The organism is Streptomyces sp. NPDC053069 (assembly GCF_044546895.1).
GTDB lineage: Bacteria > Actinomycetota > Actinomycetes > Streptomycetales > Streptomycetaceae > Streptomyces.
The window spans coordinates 143,431-163,998 of the sequence record NZ_JBITZN010000004.1; the positions used below are offsets into that span (position 1 = coordinate 143,431).

At 72.4% G+C, this 20,568-nt stretch carries 14 protein-coding genes and 1 pseudogene; 9 read left to right on the forward strand and 6 right to left on the reverse strand.

Going from position 1 to position 20,568, the window contains the following annotated elements:
* Positions 1 to 106 precede the first annotated feature (106 nt).
* Positions 107 to 1,759 carry a hypothetical protein gene (locus ACIGXP_RS10525; RefSeq protein WP_399766456.1) on the forward strand — a complete coding sequence of 551 codons (1,653 nt, stop codon included), beginning with the start codon at positions 107 to 109 and terminating at the stop codon, positions 1,757 to 1,759.
* 17 nt (positions 1,760 to 1,776) lie between these two features.
* On the opposite strand, the gene ACIGXP_RS10530 is transcribed toward ACIGXP_RS10525, so the two are convergent.
* Positions 1,777 to 3,120 carry a tetratricopeptide repeat protein gene (locus tag ACIGXP_RS10530; RefSeq protein ID WP_399766459.1) on the reverse strand — a complete coding sequence of 448 codons (1,344 nt, stop codon included), beginning with the start codon at positions 3,118 to 3,120 and terminating at the stop codon, positions 1,777 to 1,779.
* Positions 3,121 to 3,940: 820 nt separating this feature from the next.
* Here ACIGXP_RS10530 and ACIGXP_RS10535 point away from each other — a divergent pair.
* Positions 3,941 to 5,182: an amidohydrolase gene (locus ACIGXP_RS10535; RefSeq protein WP_399766462.1), complete on the forward strand. Its 1,242-nt coding sequence runs from the start codon at positions 3,941 to 3,943 to the stop codon at positions 5,180 to 5,182.
* A gap of 66 nt (positions 5,183 to 5,248) precedes the next feature.
* On the opposite strand, the gene ACIGXP_RS10540 is transcribed toward ACIGXP_RS10535, so the two are convergent.
* Both ACIGXP_RS10540 and ACIGXP_RS10545 read right to left on the reverse strand, forming a co-directional pair.
* Positions 5,249 to 6,475: a hypothetical protein gene (locus tag ACIGXP_RS10540; protein WP_399766465.1), complete on the reverse strand. Its 1,227-nt coding sequence runs from the start codon at positions 6,473 to 6,475 to the stop codon at positions 5,249 to 5,251.
* 97 nt (positions 6,476 to 6,572) lie between these two features.
* Positions 6,573 to 7,538 (reverse strand): annotated as a pseudogene (locus ACIGXP_RS10545) (PP2C family protein-serine/threonine phosphatase).
* Between ACIGXP_RS10545 and ACIGXP_RS10550 the strand changes: the two are divergent.
* The 6 genes from ACIGXP_RS10550 to metG all read left to right on the forward strand — a co-directional run bounded on the left by ACIGXP_RS10550 (position 7,530) and on the right by metG (position 15,928).
* Entirely contained in the window at positions 7,530 to 8,009 is a 480-nt protein-coding gene (locus ACIGXP_RS10550) for a hypothetical protein (protein WP_399766467.1), read from the forward strand. The pseudogene ACIGXP_RS10545 and the gene ACIGXP_RS10550 sit on opposite strands and share 9 nt — an antisense overlap.
* Positions 8,010 to 8,260: 251 nt before the next feature.
* Complete coding sequence (locus ACIGXP_RS10555) at positions 8,261 to 9,199, forward strand: hypothetical protein (RefSeq protein WP_399766469.1); 939 nt, start codon at positions 8,261 to 8,263, stop codon at positions 9,197 to 9,199.
* Between the two features lie 123 nt (positions 9,200 to 9,322).
* Positions 9,323 to 10,279, forward strand: coding sequence for an endonuclease/exonuclease/phosphatase family protein (locus tag ACIGXP_RS10560; RefSeq protein ID WP_399766472.1), 957 nt, complete (start codon positions 9,323 to 9,325; stop codon positions 10,277 to 10,279).
* A gap of 37 nt (positions 10,280 to 10,316) precedes the next feature.
* Positions 10,317 to 12,260, forward strand: a complete 1,944-nt coding sequence (locus ACIGXP_RS10565; RefSeq protein ID WP_363218195.1) for an FUSC family protein — start codon at positions 10,317 to 10,319, stop codon at positions 12,258 to 12,260.
* A 71-nt stretch (positions 12,261 to 12,331) separates the two neighbouring features.
* Positions 12,332 to 14,083 (forward strand): VWA domain-containing protein, encoded by a 1,752-nt coding sequence (locus tag ACIGXP_RS10570; protein ID WP_399766474.1) that lies wholly within the window; start codon positions 12,332 to 12,334, stop codon positions 14,081 to 14,083.
* A 132-nt stretch (positions 14,084 to 14,215) separates the two neighbouring features.
* Positions 14,216 to 15,928 carry a methionine--tRNA ligase gene (metG, locus tag ACIGXP_RS10575; protein WP_399766477.1) on the forward strand — a complete coding sequence of 571 codons (1,713 nt, stop codon included), beginning with the start codon at positions 14,216 to 14,218 and terminating at the stop codon, positions 15,926 to 15,928.
* Positions 15,929 to 16,002: 74 nt separating this feature from the next.
* On the opposite strand, the gene ACIGXP_RS10580 is transcribed toward metG, so the two are convergent.
* Together ACIGXP_RS10580 and ACIGXP_RS10585 are read right to left on the reverse strand one after the other, a co-directional pair.
* A complete protein-coding gene (locus ACIGXP_RS10580) occupies positions 16,003 to 17,364 on the reverse strand; it encodes an FG-GAP and VCBS repeat-containing protein (protein ID WP_399766480.1) in 1,362 nt (453 codons plus the stop codon).
* Positions 17,365 to 17,626: 262 nt separating this feature from the next.
* On the reverse strand, positions 17,627 to 17,974 hold the full coding sequence (locus ACIGXP_RS10585) for a DoxX family protein (RefSeq protein ID WP_399766483.1): 348 nt from the start codon (positions 17,972 to 17,974) through the stop codon (positions 17,627 to 17,629).
* Positions 17,975 to 18,067: 93 nt separating this feature from the next.
* On the opposite strand from ACIGXP_RS10585, the gene ACIGXP_RS10590 reads away from it, so the two are divergent.
* Entirely contained in the window at positions 18,068 to 18,775 is a 708-nt protein-coding gene (locus ACIGXP_RS10590) for a nucleotidyl transferase AbiEii/AbiGii toxin family protein (protein WP_399766486.1), read from the forward strand.
* 14 nt (positions 18,776 to 18,789) lie between these two features.
* Here ACIGXP_RS10590 and aspS read toward each other — a convergent pair whose 3' ends face one another.
* A complete protein-coding gene (gene aspS / locus ACIGXP_RS10595) occupies positions 18,790 to 20,553 on the reverse strand; it encodes an aspartate--tRNA ligase (RefSeq protein WP_399766488.1) in 1,764 nt (587 codons plus the stop codon).
* Positions 20,554 to 20,568 lie beyond the last annotated feature (15 nt).

Sequence of the window (20,568 nt, forward strand, 5' to 3'; positions counted from 1 at the left end):
ATGAATGGCCATTCGCGGTGTCGATGCGGATCTTTGCCCAAATGATGCGCCGAGAATAGGGCGGCTCGTGAGTGTACGGGCCAAGAATCCGCACGAGAGGGTCATTATGAGAACGCTCCGTGGCTCGTCCTGGGGAGCACGCATCGCAGCCGTCTGCACGGCGGCAATGCTGGGGCTCTTCCCGGGGGCATGGCTGAGCACAGCACACGCCGACAACGGGAGATCGGACGTACCCGGCGCCGTGGTCTCCTGGGGAATCAACCAGTCCGGCCAGCTCGGCCAAGGCACCGTAACCAACAACGAACCCATCCCGAACCGCGTCTGCGGCTCTGCCTCCTGCTCCTCACAGCTCGACCACGTCATCGCCGTCTCCGGGGGCGGAGCACACAGCCTGGCCCTCCGCTCCGACGGCACCGTCCTCGCCTGGGGCAGCAATTTCCGCGGTCAGCTCGGCAATGGCACGACCACCGACAGCTCCACCCCCGTGCAGGTGTGTGCGCCCGGCCAGACCGCTCCCTGCAGCCAGTTCCTCACCGGCATCGTCGCCATCTCCGCAGGCGGCCGCCACAGCCTCGCGCTGAACCGCGACGGTCGCGTCTTCGTCTGGGGAGGCAACGACGAAGGCCAGCTCGGCAACGGCACCAATACGGACAGCAACGTCCCGATTCAGCTGCTCAGCGTGGGCGGCGTGCAGTCCATCTCCGCCGGCGCCGCCCACAGCCTGGTGTCCCTCAACAACGGCACCGCCCGCAGCTGGGGGGAGAACATCCGCGGTGCGCTCGGCGACGGTACGACCACCAACAGCAATGTCCCCGTCACGGTGACCGGCCTCACCAACGTCCAGTCCGTCGCCGCAGGCGGCTTCCACAGTCTGGCGGCGCTGACCGACGGCACCGCCCGCAGCTGGGGCGGCAACTTCGACGGCCAGCTCGGCGACGGCACCTTCACCGACAGCAGCGTTCCGGTCCAGGTGAGCGGCCTCACCAATGTGCAGTCCGTCTCCGCAGGGCGCCTCCACAGCGCGGCACTGCTGACCGACGGCACGGTCCGTGCCTGGGGAAACAACGCCTTCGGTCAGCTCGGCAACGGCACGACCGTCAGGAGCAACACCCCGGTCCAGGTGATCGGCCTCAGCACGGTGCAGTCCCTCTCCGCACACGACGGTGACCACAACCTGGCACTCCTGAACGACGGAACGGTCCGCGCCTGGGGGGACGACTCCTTCGGTCAGCTCGGTGACGGCGGCAATGCCACCATCCGCAGCACACCCCAGCGGGTCTGCGCTCCGGGTCAAAGCGCGCCCTGCACCCAGTTCCTGACCAACGTCACCGCCGTCGGCGCAGGCGCCGAGCACAGTCTCGCCATCGTCCGGCCCTCCGCCGACGTGGCCATCGCCAAGAGCGCGATCCCGGAGCCTGTCCGGCCCAACCGCAATCTGACCTACACCCTCACGGTGAGCAACCACGGGCCGAACACCGCCGACAACGTCGTGGTGACGGACGACCTCCCCTCCAACGCCCGGTTCGTCAGCGTCACGCCCAGCCAGGGAAGCTGCCAGGCGCCGCCGGTGGGGTCGACGGACAGTGTGCGGTGTTCCCTCGGCAGTCTCGCGAACAGCGCGAGCAGCACCACTCAGATCGTGGTCACCGTCAGGGCGAACCGGAACACCACCGTGACCAACACGGCGAACGTGACCACCAGCACGCCCGACCCCGTCCAGAGCAACAACTCCGTGACCATCGAGACCCCGGTGAGCTGACGAGCCCGCATCCGGGGTCACAGCGGCGGCTGTGCCGGCGCCGGACCCAGGGTCGTCGTGCCCGGGGCCGTGCGGTGGCCCAGGCCCGTGCGGTACGCGTCCAGTGCCGCCTCCACCCGGCCCGTGCGGCGGAGCAGGTCGCCGAGGAGGCGGCACAGGTCGGCCAGGTCGCCGGCGGCGCCCGCGCGTTCCAGGAGGCTGAGCGCGCGGACGTAGTGCTCCTCGGCGGCCTCGGTGTCCCGGGCGTCCTCGGCGATGATGCCGAGCAGGCGGTGGGCCGCGGCGGCGTGCACCGCGCCCCGTTCGGAGGAGAAGTCGCCGAGGACGCCCTGGAGGAGTCCGGCGGCCTCGGCGGACTTGCCGCGGCGGTGCAGTACGTCGGCCAGTTCGACGGCGGCCTGGCTGCGGTAGAGGGCGGCCCGGCTCTGCGCGAGCATGGTGTGCGCCTGACGCAACTCCGCTTCGGCGCGCTCCAGTTCGCCGTTCTGCGCACAGACGTATCCGCGCATCCAGTGGCAGTTGGCCAGCTCGGTGCGCAGCTGCAGCTGGCGGTAGAGCTCGGCGGCCTTGGCGAGGGAGGCGTCGGCCTCGGCGACCCGGCCCTCGGCGATCAGGGTGCGGGCCACCGAGCGGTGCATCCGGGCGATCAGCGCGGGGTCGGCGGCCCGCGGCGCGAGCGCGAGGGCGAACTCGGCGGCCTGGGCGGCGCGGGCGTGCGCGCCCATGTCCATGTACGGGCCGATGACGCCGGCGTAGAGCAGGAGCAGGGCGTCGGGGTCGTGCAGGCCGCTCCGGTTCAGTTCGTCGAGGGCCGACTCCAGGAGGTAGACGGCGTACCGGAGTTCACCGGCCAGGTAGTGGGCGACCGCACGGCCGCGGACGGCCGGTACGCGCATCGGGAGGGACTGGTCCGCGAGATGCGCCTCGGCACGTTCGAAGAACTCCCGCGCCCGCGTCAGCTCCCCCGTCTCCAGCGCGCATTCGCCGAGTCCCAGCAGTGCGGTGGCCTGCTCGGCGCCCAGCCCGTGGGTCTCCGCCTCCGCGCACAGCGCCGTGTACTGGACGGCGGCCTCCTCGGCCCTGCCGTCGGCGAGGACCCGCTGGGCCTCGGTGAGCCGCAGCCTCAGGCCGGTGGCGAGGTGGGCGGGCCGGCCGACGGCCAGCTCCTCGAAGGCCACGCCGAGCCGGCCGGCGATGTGCCGCAGCGCCTCGTCGGAGGCCCGCACCCGGCCCGCCTCCAGGGTGGAGATGTAGGCGGGCGTGTAGGCAGGTTCCGCCAGCTGCCGCTGGGTCAGCCCGCGCTCGGTGCGCAGCTGTTGTACGCGCCGCCCGATGACCGCCGGGTCGTCCCGTTCCCGCATCACCGCGTACTCCCAACTCGCCTGGAGGCCCTTGCCGTTGGGCCCGTGCAGCCCCTAGGTTAAACGGCGGATTAAGTCTGCTTAATGCGTCGCTGTCGTGTTGCGAGGTCGCCGTGCCCGGACGTACATCCGCACCTTACGGAAACACCACCGCACGCAGGGCCATAGCCGCCGCTGTGATCGCCACGGCGACCCTGCTCCTCGCGGCGAACGCGGGCCCGGCACGGGCGTCGGACACCGCGCCGGGCGTCCGGACCCAGCATGCCGCTCCCGCCGCTGAACAAAGATGACGACGGAGCGCCCCGGGGAGACTCCGGCTGATCTCGCGGACCCGCCGGGCAGGGCGCGTCCGGCACGTACGTCCGCCACTGGCTCCGGCGCCGGACCGGTGCCCGCGCGGCCGCCGACCCGCTCGACCGCCCGCCCGGGATCGACGGCGTACCGCCGGCGCGGGACGTGCGGGCTGCCCGCGTACAGGGTCGTGCCGTCGGACGAAAAGGGCCAGGGACTCGACGCCGTCGCCCGGGTGGGGTCGGCGGGGTGCCGCCGCAGGGCGCCCACCGGGTCCGAGGGCGGCCGTCAGCACCGGGCCTCCGGGGGGAGCTCGACGCGTGGTGCGGGCACGGCGGCGGGCTGTGTCCCACGCCCGTGGAGGGCCGCGCGACCGTCTCCCGGCCGGGTGGCGGGATCGGCCCCGCAGGCACGTGCACAGCCTGGACGACGGCGAGTGACGGCAGCCGTTCACCGGCGGCGTCCCCGCGGGGCCGGAAATGATCCCCTTGGGGAGCTCACGTGCGGCCGGCCCGCATACGCTGGCCCCGTGACGTCCCCCGCCGCCCGCACCGCCCTGGACCTGACCTCCGGCCTCCCGGTGACGGACCTGGAGGACCTCTACCGCGACCTGCACCGCCACCCCGAGCTGTCCCTGCGCGAGCACCGCACCGCCGGGACACTGGCCGCGCGGCTGGCGAAGGCCGGGTACGAGACGACTGAGGGGGTCGGCGGCACCGGCGTCGTGGGCCGGCTGCGCAACGGCGACGGCCCGACCGTGCTGCTGCGGGCCGACATGGACGCGCTGCCGGTCACGGAGGAGACCGGGCTGGCGTACGCCTCGACGGCGGACGGTGTGATGCACGCCTGCGGGCACGACCTGCACGTCACCTGGCTGGCCGGAGCCGCGGCGGCACTGGCGGCCGGGAGGGACACCTGGAACGGCACGCTGCTGCTCGTCGGCCAGCCCGCCGAGGAGAACGGGCAGGGCGCGGCGCGCATGGTCGCGGACGGGCTGTACGAGCGGTTCGGCCGGCCGGACGTGCTGCTCGGGCAGCATGCCGCGCCCGGCCTGGCGGGCCTGTACCCGCACGCACCCGGCCTCATCATGTCGGCGGCGACGGATGTGGACATCGTCGTGCACGGCCGGGGCGGGCACGGCTCGCGCCCCGAGGCGACGGTCGACCCGGTGGTGACGGCCGCCTACCTGGTCACCCGGCTCCAGACCGTCGTCTCCCGGGAGTTGGCCGCCCGCGAACCCGCCGTGCTCACGGTGGGCCGCATCGAGGCGGGCACCCGGCACAACATCATCCCCTCCGAGGCCCGCATCTCCCTGAACCTGCGTACGCAGTCGGAGGAGGTGCGCACCCGGATGCTGGCCGCGATCCGGCGCATCGCGCACGGCGAGTGCCTGGCCGCCGGCTGCCCGCGCGAGCCCGAGGTGACCGTCGGCAACACCTTCCCGGTGACCGTGAACGACGCGGCCACCGACGCCGCCGTGGCCGCCGTGCACGCGGAGGTCTTCGGCGCGGGCACGGTGTTCGACCCGGGCCCCGCGATGGGCAGCGAGGACTTCCCCGAGCTGGCACTCGGCTCGATCCCGTACTCGTACTGGTTCGTCACCACCACCCCCGCCGAGGTCTGGGAGCAGGCCCCCGGCAATACGCTGCCGGAGAAGTTCGCGGCCGTGCCGAGCAACCACAGCCCGCACTTCGCACCCGACCTCTCCACGATCGTCCCCGGCGTCCGCACCCTCGTCTCCGGGGCCCTGGCCATGCTGTCGGCGGCGTGAGCTCGGATCTGAGGCGGCGGGGCTACGGTGGCGGGCTGAGGCGGTGGCGCGGCTGAGCCGGCGGGGCTACGGAGCTGCCTGAAGCTGGCGCAGATGCTGCTGGACGTTCTCCAGCGCGCCGCTTCTGCGGCCCGGCACCCGTAGCCTCAACTCGGCGAGGGCAGGGCCGAGTTCACGGGCCGCCACCGCGTCCGTGATCCGCCCCCACTGGTGGTGGGCCCGGTCCACGGCGGCCTCCACGGCAGGCGAGTCCACCGCCTGCCCCGCGCTCAGCCGGGTACGGCCGACCGCCAGCCAGGCCCGGCAACTGCGCACCGCGTCCCCCGCGAACATCGCCAGATCCGCGCGGACTTCGGCCCAGTGCAGCGCCTCGTCGGAGACGGGCCCGTGATCCCGAACGGCGAACTGCTCATGCCGGGCGGCAAGCACATCGGCATCAGCATGCCGCCCGGCCTGAACGGCGGCGCTGATGAGGGCGTGGGGGTCTTGGGTGCTGTCGATGCCGATGCGGGTGTTCGGCTCGGGGACCAGGGCGGCGTGGTGGTTCGGCTCGGGGCCGGGCAGGCCCGGGCTGTGGTCGGGGCCGGGCGGAGGGGTGGTCCGGGCTTGCGGGCTGCCGGGGCGGGTGGGCAGGTGGGAGAACGGGTGTCCGGGGGCGTGGCCCCCGGTGACGGCGAGCACCAGCCCCCGGCCCGCACCGGAGTCACCGACCCGGGCCAGCGCCTGCTCATGCAACTGCCCCAGCGGCGGCCGGTAACCGCTCCTCAACAGCGTCGCCACCGCCTTCATGTACGCCGGCTCGCCCACCCCCCGCCGCCCGCCCGCCGCCACTACACGACCGTAAACAGCGCTGTTGGGCCCGCAGTCCAACCCCCGCTCGGCGACGTACTGCCAGGCTTCCCCGTCCGCATGCAGGTCCACCACAAGCCCCGTGTCCACAGCGGAGCGCAACCGCAGCTCCTCCCGGATCCAGTGCCACGGCAGCCCCGTGTAGCGGACGGTCGCCGCGGTGGTGCGCGCCAGCGCCAGATGCGGCAGCCGCTGCCGGCGGTCCAGCTGCAGCTGGCCGGCGATGTACACGGTCAGCGGCCCGGGCGCGGCCGCGGCGGCGCGCAGCCGGGTCAGGACGGCCTGCGGCTCCAGCGGGTCGGCGAGTTCGACCACGTTGGCGGTGTCGGTGCCGGACAGCACGGCGGGCGCCACGGCGGCCAGCACCGGCAGCACACCGGCCGCGTCCACCAGGCGCCCCCGGCCCACCGGCGAGGCCGCGAGCAGCAGCACGGTTCCGGGCATCGGTCCTCCCCTGTAGCCCCTGAGCTCCTGTAGCCCCTGTCGGTCCTGATCGGCTCTTCCGCCAGCACCGTAACCGCTGCGGCTGCAAACCCGCGCCTCAGGACCGCAAACGTCCCAGTTCGGGGTCTTCGCCCTGCGCCTGCCGTGTCCGCCGTACGGCGGACACGGTGGTGTCGTCGACCAGCCGGCCGCCGCTGTGTCGCAGGACGCCGTCGCGGACCCGGAGGACCAGGCGCCGGGGATCGGTGTCGTGCTGGTCGGCGGCGACCGCGCGGGCGATGTCCCGGGCCGGCGGATAGAAGTCGTCCGCCCGGTCGCGGGCCTCGGTCACGCCGTCGGTGACCAGCAGCAGGGTCTCGTCGGCGGCCAACGGCACCCGGCGCACGGGCGGCAGCCCTTCCGCCAGGTCGCCGAAGCCGAGCGGCAGCCCGTCGCCGCTCGGCAGCTCGCGGATCCCCCGCGTGCCGACGGCCGGCGGGGACTCATGGCCGAAGTCGACCATGTCGACGGCGTCGGGGACGTGCTAGGGGAAGCCGACCAGCACGGCGGTGGCGAAGCGGTCGCCGTCGTCCCTGCCCAGTGCACAGGTGTGCGAGCGGTGCCGCCGCATCCGGGTCTCCAGGCGTTCGGCGACGGTCGCGAGGTCCTTCTCGTGGTCGCCGGCCTCTCGGAAGGTGCCGAGCAGCGGCGGCAGCGGGCGCAGCACGGTACGCCGGGTGGTCTCGGCGATGTCCTGGATTCGCAGGGTCTGACGCTCCTTGCACAGCCGCACCCCCGAAGCCACCACATGGCCCGGTACCGGTCGGGCCACGATGCCGACGAGCAGCAGCAGGGGCGGCATCCAGGGGACGTTCCGGCCGTGCAGGCGCGCCGGCGCCGCACCCCGTAGTCCATCTCCGTCACGGCGGGCAGGCCTCCATGTCTCTCGCATCTCCCAGCGAAACACGGGAGAGAACCGCCCGCATCCGGGCACCCGTCGCCCCCTGGCCGACTTGCCGGGCCCTGCTGCCCGGTGTGCCCTGGAAGGCGGGGGCGAGGAGAGAGGAGTGCTCTCATGGCTCAAGCGGCACCCGCGCCCGGCGGTACGTCCCGCCCCGGCGGCAGGCCGGAGATCGGGGAACGGGCCGATGTGCGCGCCCGTCCGCCCGATGTCTTCGACGCGCGTACCCATCGCATCGCCCACGTCGCCGTCCCGGTCGTGCTGGGCCTCCTCTACGGCTACTGGGTCGCGGCCGACGCGCGCCAGGGCGGCGACATCACGGGAGGGAACCTGCTGCTCGGGTGGGTCAGCGCGCTGGTGTTCGCGGTGGTGTGCATGGCCCTGCTGACGCTGGCCCCGCGGATGCCGCGGGAAGTGCACGCGCTGCTGTGGACGGCGTTCACCGGTGTCGCGTTCGGTTTCCTCTACATCCAGACACCGCACTCGGTGTGGCGGACCGTGCTGATGTCGCTGCTCGTCGCGGGATGCACCTTCGCCACCTTCTTCTACCGGTACTACACCCGCGAGGACGCGTTCGGGCGCCGCGTCCGCTGAACACGCGGAGCCGACCGTGACGGTGAGTGCGTGGGCCCCGGCCGGTCGGCCGGGGCCCGCGCACTCCCCTGTTCCCCTCTTCCCTCACCCGCCCGTCACGTTCCGGCTGCACGAACCGGAAGGACCTCTTCCCCCAGGAAACACCCGTTCGGGTGAACCCTCCACCGGAGAGCGCGATCGAGAGCGGGGGCCGTCGCCCGAACGCAGGCGCTCCGCTCGCGTGCGCGCCCTGCGGGCCGTTGTCTGGAAGCGTGCCCCCACGTCTCAGGAGCGCCCTGTCGGCCGTACTGCTCGCCCTGTCCTGCCTCCTCGTGCCGTTCGGCGCGCTGGCGGCCTGGGCGGCGTACGGGCTCGCCGACACGGGCCGGTACGTCGCCACGATGGCGCCGCTCGCCACCGACCCGGACGTGCGCGAGGCCGTCGCGGACACGGTCGGTGACGACATCCTGCGCGCGGTCGACCAGCACCTGGACGTCCGGCCGGTACGCGGCTCCGTCCGCCCGTTCGTGCACGACGCGGTGCGCTCCTTCACCCAGACCGAGGCCTTCCAGCTGGCCTGGGACACCGGTAACCGGGTCACCCACGACGCGGTGCTGCGCGCCCTGCGCGACAACGGTGACGGCGACGCGGCCGGGCGTCCGGTCACCGTCGACCTCGCTCCCGTCACCGACCAGGTGAAGCGTCAGCTGACCCGGGACCATGTGCCGCTCGCCGCACGCATCCCGGTGGAGCACATCGCGGTCCCCGTGCTCCCGGCCGAACGACTGGCCTCCCTCCGGAAGGGGTTCCACGTGCTCGAAGTCACCGGTTTCTGGCTCCCGGTGGCGGCCCTCGCCTTCGCCGCCACCGGAATCGCCCTGGCCGTCCACCGCCGCCGCGCCGTCGCCGCGACCGCGCTGGGCACGGCCCTGGGCGGCGGACTGCTCGCCCTGGCCCTGGCCGTGGGCCGCAGCCTCACCCTCGCCGGCCTGCCCGAAGGCGTGTCCCACCCGGCCGTCGGCGCCGTCTACGACGCGCTCACCGGCACCCTGCGCACGGTCTCCTGGCTCCTGCTCGTGCTGGGCCTCACGGTGGCCCTCACCGCATGGCTGACCCGCTGTCTGCGCCCGGTCCACCCGGCGCGGCACCGGCCCGCACCGGACCCGCCCGCTGCGGCACCGGCCCCGCCGGTGTCCACAACCTGTAGATGACCTGGGCGATTCACCCACAGGTCCCGTCCGGTATCCACAACCGGTGGACGACAGCGCCCAGTTGTCCTCTCCGGCCCCGGGAAGTTCATGGCGCGGGCGGACGGCCCGCCGTAGGCTCGGCCCGTGGACCGACGCCCCGGACGCAGGCTCGGCGCCTGGTGCTGCGCACTGCTGCTGGCCGGAGTCGGCGCGGTGGTCGGCTGCCGGGCCGCCGACACCGACGGTGTCACCCCCGTACCCCAGCTGCTCGCCTTCCTGCCCTGGCTGCTCGTGCCGACCGGCTTCGCCCTGCTGTGCGCACTGCTCGCCCGCTGGTGGCCGGGCCTGGTGTGCGGGGTCGCCGTGCTCGGCCTGCTCGCCTGGTACCAGGAGCCGTACGGCAAGGTCACCGAGCCCGACGGCCCGCCGCTCGCCACCCTGCGCGTGCTGACCTCCAACGTCGAGTTCGGGCGCGGCACCCCCGCCCTGGTCCCATGGATCCGCCGCCTGCGTCCGGACGTCGTCTTCGTCGAGGAGTGCGAGTACGCCTGCCAGGCCGCCCTGGAAGACGACTTCGGGACCGGCTACCCGTACCGGCGGGCGGTCCGCGCGGCCGGCTCGCACGGCTCCCTCGTCCTCAGCCGCTTCCCGCTGCGGCCCACCGCGGGCGTGCGCGGCACGATGGGCATGCCCGGCGCCGTCGCCGACGTACGCGGGCACGCCGTGCGCCTCCAACTCGCCCACCCCATGCCGCCGCTGCCCCGCCAGGTCGGTCTGTGGCACCGCGAACTGGGCCGGCTGCGCGCCTTCGCAGCGGCCGGCACCCGCACGCCCACCATCCTCGCCGGCGACTTCAACGCCACCCAGGACCACGCCGCCTTCCGCCGCATCCTCGACACCGGTCTGACCGACGCCGCCCGCCTCGCCGGACACGACCGCGCCGCCAGCTGGCCCGCGCGCACCGCCTCCGTCATCGGCGCCCAGATCGACCACGTCCTGCTCTCCCCGGACTTCACCGCGACCGACGCCCGCTTCCTGCGCGTGGCCGGCACCGACCACCGCGCCCTCGTCGTGGATCTCACCCTCCACCAGCGCGGATGACTCCGGGGGCCGGCAGCGGACCGGCGATAATGGCGACATGTCGCGCGAGTTCCCCATCGGCCTCACCCCTCCCGACTGGCTGGTCCGGAACCTCCGCCCCCAGCAGGCTCCCCTCAACAAGGCCGCCGTGGCCCGCGCCGCCGTCGCCATGGCCCTCCCCCTCGCGATCGGCCAGGCCACCGGATACCCGGCGTACGGCGCCCTCGCCTCCATGGGCGCCCTGTCCGGCGTCATCGGCGACACCGCCGACGCCTACCGGATGCGCATCCTCAACATCGCCGTCCCGCAGCTCTTCGGCGCGGTCGGCGTGACACTGGGCACCCTGGTGTACGGCCACGGCTGGTACGCGGTCGCGGCCGTCACCGGCATCGCGCTGCTGTCCGGCATGATCTCCACGATCGGCGCGGTGGCCTCGGTCTCCGGCCTGCTCCTGCTGCTGAACTGCGTGGTCGGAGCGGGGCTGCCCCTGCCCCACCCCTGGTGGCTGGCCCCGGCCCTGATGACCGGCGGCGGCCTGCTGGTCCTCCTCCTGGCCCTGCTGGCCTGGCCGTTGCGCTCCGGCGTCCCCGAACGCGCGGCGGTGGCGGCCGCCTACCGCACGGCCGCCGCACTCCTTGCCGTGGCCGGCACGGACCGCACCGAGGAGTACGACGACGCCCGCCGCGCCGTCACCCAGTCCCTCAACCAGTCCTACGACCTGATCCTGGCCCGGCGCGCCCGCCAGCACGGCCGCAGCCGCGAACTCACCCGCCTGCTCGCCCAGTTGAACGCCATCACACCCGTGGTGGAGGCCGCCCCCGCGGCCCACCTGGCCGGCCGCCCCCTGCCGCCGCGGGTCCCGGAGTCGCTCCACCACCTGGCGCAGGCCGTCGAAACCGGCTACACGGGCCCGATAGCCCTCGACCTCCCGCAACCCGTGTCGGAGACGGCACGCGCGGTGGACCACGCCCTGCGCCACGCGGCCGAGGTGGTGACGGCCCCCGACGTCGACCCCCGGGGCATCGACGACCGCCTGGGCCGCCCCGCGGCGCTGGGCATCCGCACGGCGAGAGCAGCCCGCAACGTCGTACTGTCGGCCAACTCCTGGCGCTACGGCCTGCGCCTCGCGGTCTGCATCGGCATCGCCCAGGCCCTGGTGTCGTTGATCCCCGTGCCCCGCTCCTACTGGGTGGCCCTGACGATCACCTTCGTCCTGAAGCCCGACTTCGGCTCGGTCTTCTCCCGCGCCCTGCTGCGCGCCCTCGGCACGGTGGCGGGCCTGGTGATCGCGGCGGTGGTGCTGGCCGAGGTCCCGCTCGGCTGGTGGGACGTCCCGGCGATGCTGCTCCTGGCCCCGCTGATCCCGGCGCTGACCCCGCGCGGCTACGGCCACCAGACGATGGCGATCACCCCGGTGATCCTCCTCCTGTCGGACATCCTGAACCACCAGGGCACGGCGCTGCTGCTGCCCCGCCTGACGGACTCGCTGCTGGGCTGCGCCATCGCCCTGACCGCCGGCTACCTGCTCTGGCCGGAGAGCTGGCGCACGCGGGTCGGCGACCGCCTGGCCGACGCGGTGGCGGACACGGCGGCGTATCTGGAGGCGGCCTTCGCCCCGGCCGACGACCCCTCCGCCAGGGCCCGTATGCGCCGTCGCCTCTACCGCGACCTGTCGGTGATCCGTACGGAGTTCCAGCGGGCCCTGACGGAACCGCCGCCGACCGGCCGACGCGCCGCCGCGTGGTGGCCGCTGGTCGTGGCCGTGGAACGTATCGTCGACGCGACCACAGCGGCCCGCGTCCGCGTCAGGCACGGGGCGCCGCCCCCGTCCGCGGCCGAGATCGCCCAGATCTCCCTGCAGTTGCGGGAGCTGTCCGAGGGGGTACGGGACGCGGAAACCCTGACACCGGTCCGCACGGACCTCACCGGGCCGGCGGACAGTGTCCTGGAACCCCTCCGGCAGGAGGTTGCGGCGGCCCGGTCGCTCGCTTCCCCCCGTTGACCGCTTCGCTAACCTTACGTGTCCGTCCTGGCCAGGGATCGACGGGCATCACCTCATGAAGGGTTGCGCACATGGGCATTCTCACTCTCCTGCGGAACGCATTCGGCCGCTCACGCAAGGCACGCGCCGCCGAGGCAGAGGGTGCGGACCGCCTGCCGTCCCAACAGCCCACGCCCCCCGCACCGACCTCGCAGGCCGCCCCCACCACACCGACCCCCGAGCGGCACGAGCCGACGCCCACCGTCCCCGAGCCCCGCCGCTCGCCCTCCGACGAACACGACCTGGTGTCGGCCGCCTTCGACCGCATCCAGGTCCCCCACCCCTCAGAACCGGCAAACCCCGAGCAGCCCCTCGCACAGCAGCCCACCGAGCCCAGCACCGAGCCGGAGCCCGGACACACGCCCGAGACCGGGACGCCGACGGAGCAAAAGGCGGAGGCCGAGGAGAAGGCGGGGGCCGAGGAGAACGCCGACCTGGAGGAGAAGGCGGAGGCCAAGGCCGAGGCACCGGCTCAGCCGGTCCAAGAGGCGGCCACCGAGGAAGGCGCCGAGCGGGAGACCACGAAGACGGCCGAGACCGCGACGCCGGCCGACGAGACGGCTCAGGCCGACGAGAAGGCTCGGGCCGAGGCACCGGTCCAGGAGGCCCCCGCCGGGGAAAGCACCGAGCCGGAGACCACGAAGACGGCCGAGACCGCGACGCCGGCCGACGCGACGCCGGACGCTGAGGAGGCGGCTGCGCCGCAGGTCGGTCAGTCGACCGAGGACAGCGCCGAACCGAAGGCCGAGGAGCGGACCGAGACCGAGCAGCCGCTCGCGGAGCAGGCCGAGCCTGAGGCCCAGCCGGCCCCTGAGGACCAGCCGGCCCCTGAGGAGCAGACCGCGCCGGAGAACCAGGCGGAGCCGGAGGAGCACGCGGCCTCTGAGGATCAGGCGGCGCCGCAGGCCGAGCACGATGGCGGACCGGAGGCCGAGGGCCGTACCGGGGCAGAGGCCGAGGAGGTGGGTGAACCGCGGGCCGCCGACGGCGAGGGTGCCCCACAGGGGCCACCGGCAGCCGACGACGAGAGCCGCACGGGTGGTGCGGGTGGGAACGACAGCCCCGCCGAAGGCGAAGCCGAGGCGGAGGACACACCCGCCGAGGCCGGCAAGAAGACCCCCGCCACCCCCCTCACCAAGGTCAAGTCCCGCACCCCCTCCCTCACCACCGCCTACAGGGCCGCCACAGCCACCCTCAGGAAGACCGACCTCACCGGCACCCGAGCGAAGCTCTACCTCGTGCTGGACCGCTCCGCGAGCATGCGCCCGTACTACAAGGACGGTTCCGCCCAGGCCCTCGCCGACCAGACGCTCGCCCTCGCCGCCCACCTGGACCCCGAGGCCACGGTCCACGTCGTCTTCTTCTCCACGGAGGTCGACGGCACCACCGACCTCACCCTCACCCCGGACCACGAGACCAAGATCGACGACGTCCACGCCGGCCTCGGCCGCATGGGCCGTACCAGCTACCACGCCGCCGTGGAAGCCGTACTCACCCACTACACGAAGAACCACGAGAGCGGCACCCCCGCCCTCGTCGTCTTCCAGACCGACGGCGCCCCGGACGCGAAGACCCCCGCGACCCAGGCCCTCACCGAGGCGGCGCAGACACACCCCGCCGTCTTCTTCTCCTTCGTCGCCTTCGGAGACCACGACAACAAGGCCTTCGACTACGCCCGCAAGCTGAAGACCGGCAACACGTCCTTCTTCCACGCGGGCCCCACCCCCCGTGAGCTGACGGACACGGAACTGTACGAGGGCGTACTCGCCACCTGGCGCCCGTAACGGACGGTCACCGCGTGCAACCCCTCGGGCCGCCCCTTCCCGCCCTGCAAAACGGGAAGCGGGCGGCCCACCCCTGTCGGCTACGATTTCAAGGTTCGAAACCGCAGAAAACGCGACCTGGGAGCAGCCACGATGGCTCGACACCTCATCACCAGCGCCCTTCCGTACATCAACGGGATCAAGCACCTGGGCAACATGGTGGGGTCCATGCTCCCGGCCGACGTGTACGCCCGGTACCTCCGCCAGCGCGGCCACGACGTCCTGTACATCTGCGCGACCGACGAGCACGGCACCCCGGCCGAGCTGGCCGCCAAGGAGCAGGGCCTGCCGGTCGACGAGTTCTGCGCCCAGGCGCACGACGCGCAGAAGGCGGTCTACGACGGCTTCGCGCTCGCGTTCGACTACTTCGGCCGCAGCTCCAGCCCCGAGAACCGCGAGATCACCCAGCACTTCGCCCGCAAGCTGAACGAGAACGGCTTCATCGAGGAGCGGGCCATCCGTCAGGTGTACAGCCCCACCGACGGCCGTTTCCTCCCGGACCGCTACGTCGAGGGCACCTGCCCGCACTGCGGCTACGACAAGGCCCGCGGCGACCAGTGCGAGAACTGCACCCGCGTCCTGGACCCGACGGATCTGATCAACCCCCGCTCGGCGATCTCGGGCAGCACGGATCTCGAAGTGAGGGAGACCAAGCACCTCTTCCTGCTCCAGTCGAAGCTGGAGAACGAGGTCCGCGAGTGGGTCGCCCGGCACGACAAGGACTGGCCGCAGCTGGCCTCCTCCATCGCCCACAAGTGGCTGACCGAGGGCCTGCACGACCGTGCGATCACCCGTGACCTGGACTGGGGTGTCCCGGTCCCGGCCGACACCTGGCCGGAGCTGGCGGCCGAGGGCAAGGTGTTCTACGTCTGGTTCGACGCCCCGATCGAGTACATCGGCGCGACGAAGGAGTGGGCCGACCAGGACCCGGAGAACCGGGACTGGAAGTCCTGGTGGTACGAGGCGGACGACGTCCGGTACACCGAGTTCATGGCCAAGGACAACGTCCCCTTCCACACGGTGATGTTCCCGGCGACGGAACTCGGCATCCGCGAGCCCTGGAAGATGGTCGACTACGTCAAGGCCTTCAACTGGCTGACGTACTACGGCGGGAAGTTCTCCACCTCGCAGAAGCGGGGCGTCTTCACCGACCAGGCCCTGGACATCCTGCCCGCCGACTACTGGCGCTACTTCCTGATCGCCAACGCCCCGGAGTCGGACGACTCGTCCTTCACCTGGGAGCACTTCACCGCCACGGTCAACAAGGACCTCGCCGACACGCTCGGCAACTTCGTCAACCGTGTGCTGTCCTTCTCGAAGAAGCGCTTCGGCGACGAGGTCCCGGCCGGCGGCGAGGCGGGCGAGGCGGAGAACCGCCTCGGCGAGGAGATCGCCCGGCTGCTCGCCGAGTACGAGGAGCACATGGAGGCGCTGCAGTTCCGCAAGGCCGCCGCGGCCCTGCGCGCCCTGTGGTCGGCCGGCAACTCCTACCTGGAGGAGAAGGCCCCCTGGCTGCAGATCAAGACCGACAAGGACGCCGCGGCCCTCACCCTGCGCACGGCGATGAACCTGATCCACCTGTACGCGGTGGTCTCGGAGCCGCTGATCCCGGCCACGTCCGCCGCCATGCGCCAGGCCTTCTCCCTCCAGCAGGACACCGCCGTCTGGGTCACCCCCGACGAGGCGAAGTCCCTCACCGCCGTCCCCGCCGGCACCCCCTTCACGGTCCCGCCGGTGCTGTTCGCCAAGCTCACGGACGAGGACCTGGCGGCGTACAAGGAGCGCTTCGGCGGCGAGGGCGCCTGAGCCCCGCACGGACAACACGGGCAAGGCCCCGGCGCACGGTGCGCCGGGGCCTTGCCCGTGCCGCTACCGTCCGCTCACTTGGCCACGGTCCGCGCGAAGTACTGCTGCTCGGGCGTGAGCCCGAACGTCCGGGGGCCGACGGAGACGGAGCCGCTGGTCGTCAGGCCGGCGCTGCCCGACTTGAAGTACCAGAGGTTGCCCTCGTAGATGTTCTCGGAGTCCGTGCCGACGACGAGTTCGCTGCGGCCGTCGCCGTTCATGTCGGCGAGGGAGACCTGCTGCCCCCACCTGTCGTACGCCTCGTCGACACCCGCCACACCGGCGGTGTTCTGGTGCCAGGACACCGCGCCGGTGGCGGTCAGGCCCTTGGCGGAGCCGCGCAGCACGGTCACCGCACCCGTGGTGCTGACTCCCGAGATGCTCTCCTGCTCCACACCGATCGCCACATCGGCGTAGCCGTCGCCGTTGACGTCCCCGGTGTCGACGTTGAAGCCGAACCGGTCGTACTTCTCGCCGGCTCCGGGCACGCCCGTGGTGTCCTGGCTGATGCGCACCGCAGGGCGGGTGGTGCTGATCCCGCCGGCGCTGCCGTACCGGACGACGATGGAGCCGCCCACGACGCCCGCCGGCTGGTAGCCCTCCAGCCCGGCACCGAGAACCACGTCCCCGTATCCGTCGCCGTCGACGTCGGCGATGGAGCCGGAGTTGACCTTGGTGGAGAAGACCTTGGCGGGGCCGAAGCCGCTCTTGGAGCCGAGCACCAGGCTGGCGTCGGCGGAGTCGCCGCCGTTCCTGCCCACGGACAGCAGATCGGCCACGTGGTCACCGTTCACGTCCCCGGCGACCAGGCGGCCGGAGTTGATCTTGTTGTCGACGGGGCTGGTCGAGGCGTTCGCGCCGTCCCGGGTGAAGGGTCCCCGGAGCAGCTCGGTGTGCCAATAGGAGTCGCTGACGACCAGGTCGTCCTTGCCGTCGCCGTCGAAGTCGGCCGCGACCATCGGGATCGGCACGTTCGCCTTGACCGCGAGCTGTGTGCGGGAGGACAGGCCGGTGGGGCCGCCCCAGTCGACCGTCACGGCCGAGGTCGCGTCATCGAAGGCCACGAGGTCGTCGTAGCCGTCGCCGTCCAGGTCCCCCGTGGTCATCGAGAGGCCGAAGCCCCAGGGCTCGTTCGGGCCGGTGCAGTGGCCGACGGTCTGGTGCCGGGAGGCGGTGAGACCGGTCGCGGTGCCGTACATCACCACGACGCAGCCGTGCGCGGACACGGCCAGGTCGCCGTACCCGTCCTTGTTGAAGTCCGCCGTCTTCCCCGCGGCGGAGGCCGTCGTGGCCGTGGAGCCGGCCGCGACGGCGGGGCCGCCGGCGCCGAGCACCACACTGCCCGCCGAGACGAGCGTGGCGGTGGCGAGCGCCGCGACTGTACGAACTCTGCGCATGTAAACGTCCGTTCCCCTGCTGTTCTTCTTGATCACATCGCTGCGTCGAGGAGACTCCCCAGAGACCCGCACGGTTGTACAGGTCGCCTGTCGTCCCGGCGTTCGCGTTCATCACGAGCGCACCGGCACCGACGCCGGCGGCCACGACGGCGGCGGCCACGACGAGGGTGCGGCGCTTGCGGAGTGACCGGCAGTGGGAGGGAGCTGCCACGGAGGAGTCCTCAGGGGGTGCTGAACCTGCTTACGACTCCTCCCGGATTCTTCAGGCGGCGCGCCCGAGGACGAGCGCGCCGACGACGGGGGCCGCGTAGACGAGGGGGAACGGGATGTGGGAGTACCAGCGGGCGCGGGCCACGGTGACGACGGCCCCGAGGAAGTAGAGCACCAGCCCGATCCCGGCCGCCACGCCGATCACCGGCACGAACAGCCCGGCCACCAGCCCGACGGCCCCGGCGGTCTTGGCCACGCCGAGCAGGGTCCACCAGCTCTGCGGCACCGCGTAGTCGGTGAGCGCCTTCACGATCCACTGGGCCCGCAGCAGCAGCACCGCACCGGAGAAACCGGCCATCAGCGCGGCGAGCAGGGTGACGATGATCTGGGCGGTACGCATGAGAGGCTCCCATCGAGCATCGAGCGGTCGAAAACTCCGGACACCTCTCTGAACCCCCAGCCCGCACCCGTGTGACAGAAACCCGGAAAAATCTTGAACGTCCCCGAACCCCACCACCGGCTCCTCGCCGACGTCGTCACCGCGAGCGGCCCGTACGGACTGGTGCTCGCCGGTGGATACGCCCTGCAGGCGCACGGCCTGGTGCGGCGTCCGCACGGCAATCTCGACTTCGCCACGGAGAGTTCCGAGGGCATGGACCGGATCGCCGCCGCCGTCGGCGCCACCCTGGAGGCCCGCGGCCGGCAGGTGCGGGCGGGTGCCGTCGCCGCGCTCACCGCGCAGCTGACCGTCACCGACCCGCCGACCGGCGAACCCTGCGCCCTGGCCCTGCACAAGGAGGCCTTCTGGCAGCCGCCGGAGCTGACCGAGTACGGCCCGGCCCTCTCCCTGGAGGACGCCGTGGGTACGAAGATCCGGGCGCTGTACGACCGGGGCGCGGCGGTCGATCTGATCGACGCGCGGGCCGCCGCGGCCCGGTTCTCGCTGCCCGGCCTGGAGGCACTGGGCCGCCGGCACGCCCATGACCCGTTCGACCTGCCGACCCTGCAGTCCCGGCTGACGGGCACGGACTTCTATTCCGACGTGGACTTCCTCCGGTACGGGCTGACGGAGGAACAGGTCGTGGCCCTGCGCGTCTGGGCCCAGCGCTGGTCCGACGACATCGCCGAGCGCCTCCTGGAAGACGGCGCGTCCCCCGACATCGAGCCGGACACGGAGTCCGGCCCCGATGCGGGGGACTGACGAACGGCGCCGTACTACTTCGGCTGCGGCTTCCTGATGTTCAGGTGCAGCTCGCGCAGGCGGGCCTCCTCCAGCTCGGTGGGGGCGCCCATCATCAGGTCCTGGGCGTTGCCGTTGAGCGGGAAGGCGATCGTCTCGCGGATGTTGGGCTCGTCCGCGAGGAGCATCACGATACGGTCCACGCCCGGGGCGATGCCGCCGTGCGGCGGGGCGCCGAAGCGGAAGGCGCGGAGCATGCCGGCGAACTTCTCCTCGACGGTCTCGCGGTCGTAGCCCGCGATCTCGAAGGCCTTGAGCATGATCTCCGGCTCGTGGTTCCGGATCGCGCCGGAGGACAGCTCGACACCGTTGCAGACGATGTCGTACTGCCAGCCCAGGATGTCCAGCGGGTCCTGGGTCTCCAGGGCCTCCAGGCCGCCCTGCGGCATGGAGAAGGGGTTGTGCGAGAAGTCGATCGCGCCGGTCTCCTCGTCCTTCTCGTACATCGGGAAGTCGACGATCCAGCAGAAGCGGAAGACGCCCTCCTCGAAGTGGCCGACGCGCTTGGCGGCCTCGACGCGGACCGCGCCCATGATCTTCGAGACCTCGTCGAACTCGCCCGCGCCGAAGAAGACCGCGTGGCCGGGGGCCAGCGACAGGCGCTTGGTCAGCTCGGCGACGTTCTCCTCGGTGAGGAACTTCGCGATCGGGCCGGAGAGGGAACCGTCCTCCCCGACACGGACCCACGCCAGGCCCTTCGCGCCGAGCGAGATCGCGAACTCGCCGAGCTGGTCGAAGAACTTGCGCGGCTGGTCCTGCACGGCCGGCACCGGCAGCGCACGCACGTGCTTGCCGGCGAAGGCCTTGAACTCCGAGCCCTCGAAGACGTCGGTGATGTCCACCAGCTCCAGCTTGGCGCGCAGGTCCGGCTTGTCGGAGCCGTACTTGAGCATCGCCTCGCGGAACGGGATCCGCGGGAAGGGGGAGGTGACATGCCGGCCGCCGCCGAACTCCTCGAACAGCTCGGTCATGAGCTTCTCGATCGGCTGGAAGACGTCCTCCTGCTCGACGAAGCTCATCTCGACGTCGAGCTGGTAGAACTCGCCGGGCGAGCGGTCGGCGCGGGCGTCCTCGTCGCGGAAGCAGGGCGCGATCTGGAAGTAGCGGTCGAAGCCGGAGATCATCAGCAGCTGCTTGAACTGCTGCGGGGCCTGCGGCAGCGCGTAGAACTTGCCGGGGTGGAGGCGGGAGGGGACCACGAAGTCGCGCGCGCCCTCGGGGGACGTGGCCGACAGGATCGGCGTCGCCATCTCGTTGAAGCCCATCGCGGCCATCTTGTGCCGGATCGCCGAGATGACCTGCGTACGCAGCATGATGTTGCGGTGCATGCGCTCGCGGCGCAGGTCCAGGAAGCGGTACTCCAGGCGCCGCTCCTCGTTGACCCCGTCCTCGGCGTTGATGGTGAACGGCAGCGGCGCGGCGGCGCCGAGCAGCTCGACCTCGGCCACCTCGACCTCGATCTCACCGGTCGGCAGATCGGGGTTCACGTTCTCGGTTCCACGTGAAACAACGCGGCCGTCGATGCGGACCGTGGACTCCTTGGAGATCTTGTCCAGGGCCTCGTAGGCGGGCGTGCCGGGGCGGGCGACCAGCTGCGTGATGCCGTAGTGGTCGCGCAGATCGATGAAGAGGATGCCACCCAGGTCGCGCCGATTGTGCAGCCAGCCACTCAGCCGGACGTCGGTGCCGACGTCAGAGGCGCGGAGCTGGCCGCAGGTGTGGGACCTGTACCGATGCATCGTCGTTCATCGTCC

Bases quoted from the DNA above. Each gene is read 5' to 3' on its own strand.
- ACIGXP_RS10585 (WP_399766483.1), bottom strand. From the start codon at position 17,974: ATGCGTACCGCCCAGATCATCGTCACCCTGCTCGCCGCGCTGATGGCC.
- ACIGXP_RS10570 (WP_399766474.1), top strand. From the start codon at position 12,332: ATGGGCATTCTCACTCTCCTGCGGAACGCATTCGGCCGCTCACGCAAG.
- ACIGXP_RS10565 (WP_363218195.1), top strand. From the start codon at position 10,317: ATGTCGCGCGAGTTCCCCATCGGCCTCACCCCTCCCGACTGGCTGGTC.
- ACIGXP_RS10525 (WP_399766456.1), top strand. From the start codon at position 107: ATGAGAACGCTCCGTGGCTCGTCCTGGGGAGCACGCATCGCAGCCGTC.
- ACIGXP_RS10530 (WP_399766459.1), bottom strand. From the start codon at position 3,120: ATGCGGGAACGGGACGACCCGGCGGTCATCGGGCGGCGCGTACAACAG.
- ACIGXP_RS10580 (WP_399766480.1), bottom strand. From the start codon at position 17,364: ATGCGCAGAGTTCGTACAGTCGCGGCGCTCGCCACCGCCACGCTCGTC.
- ACIGXP_RS10540 (WP_399766465.1), bottom strand. From the start codon at position 6,475: ATGCCCGGAACCGTGCTGCTGCTCGCGGCCTCGCCGGTGGGCCGGGGG.
- metG (WP_399766477.1), top strand. From the start codon at position 14,216: ATGGCTCGACACCTCATCACCAGCGCCCTTCCGTACATCAACGGGATC.
- ACIGXP_RS10550 (WP_399766467.1), top strand. From the start codon at position 7,530: ATGGCTCAAGCGGCACCCGCGCCCGGCGGTACGTCCCGCCCCGGCGGC.
- aspS (WP_399766488.1), bottom strand. From the start codon at position 20,553: ATGCATCGGTACAGGTCCCACACCTGCGGCCAGCTCCGCGCCTCTGAC.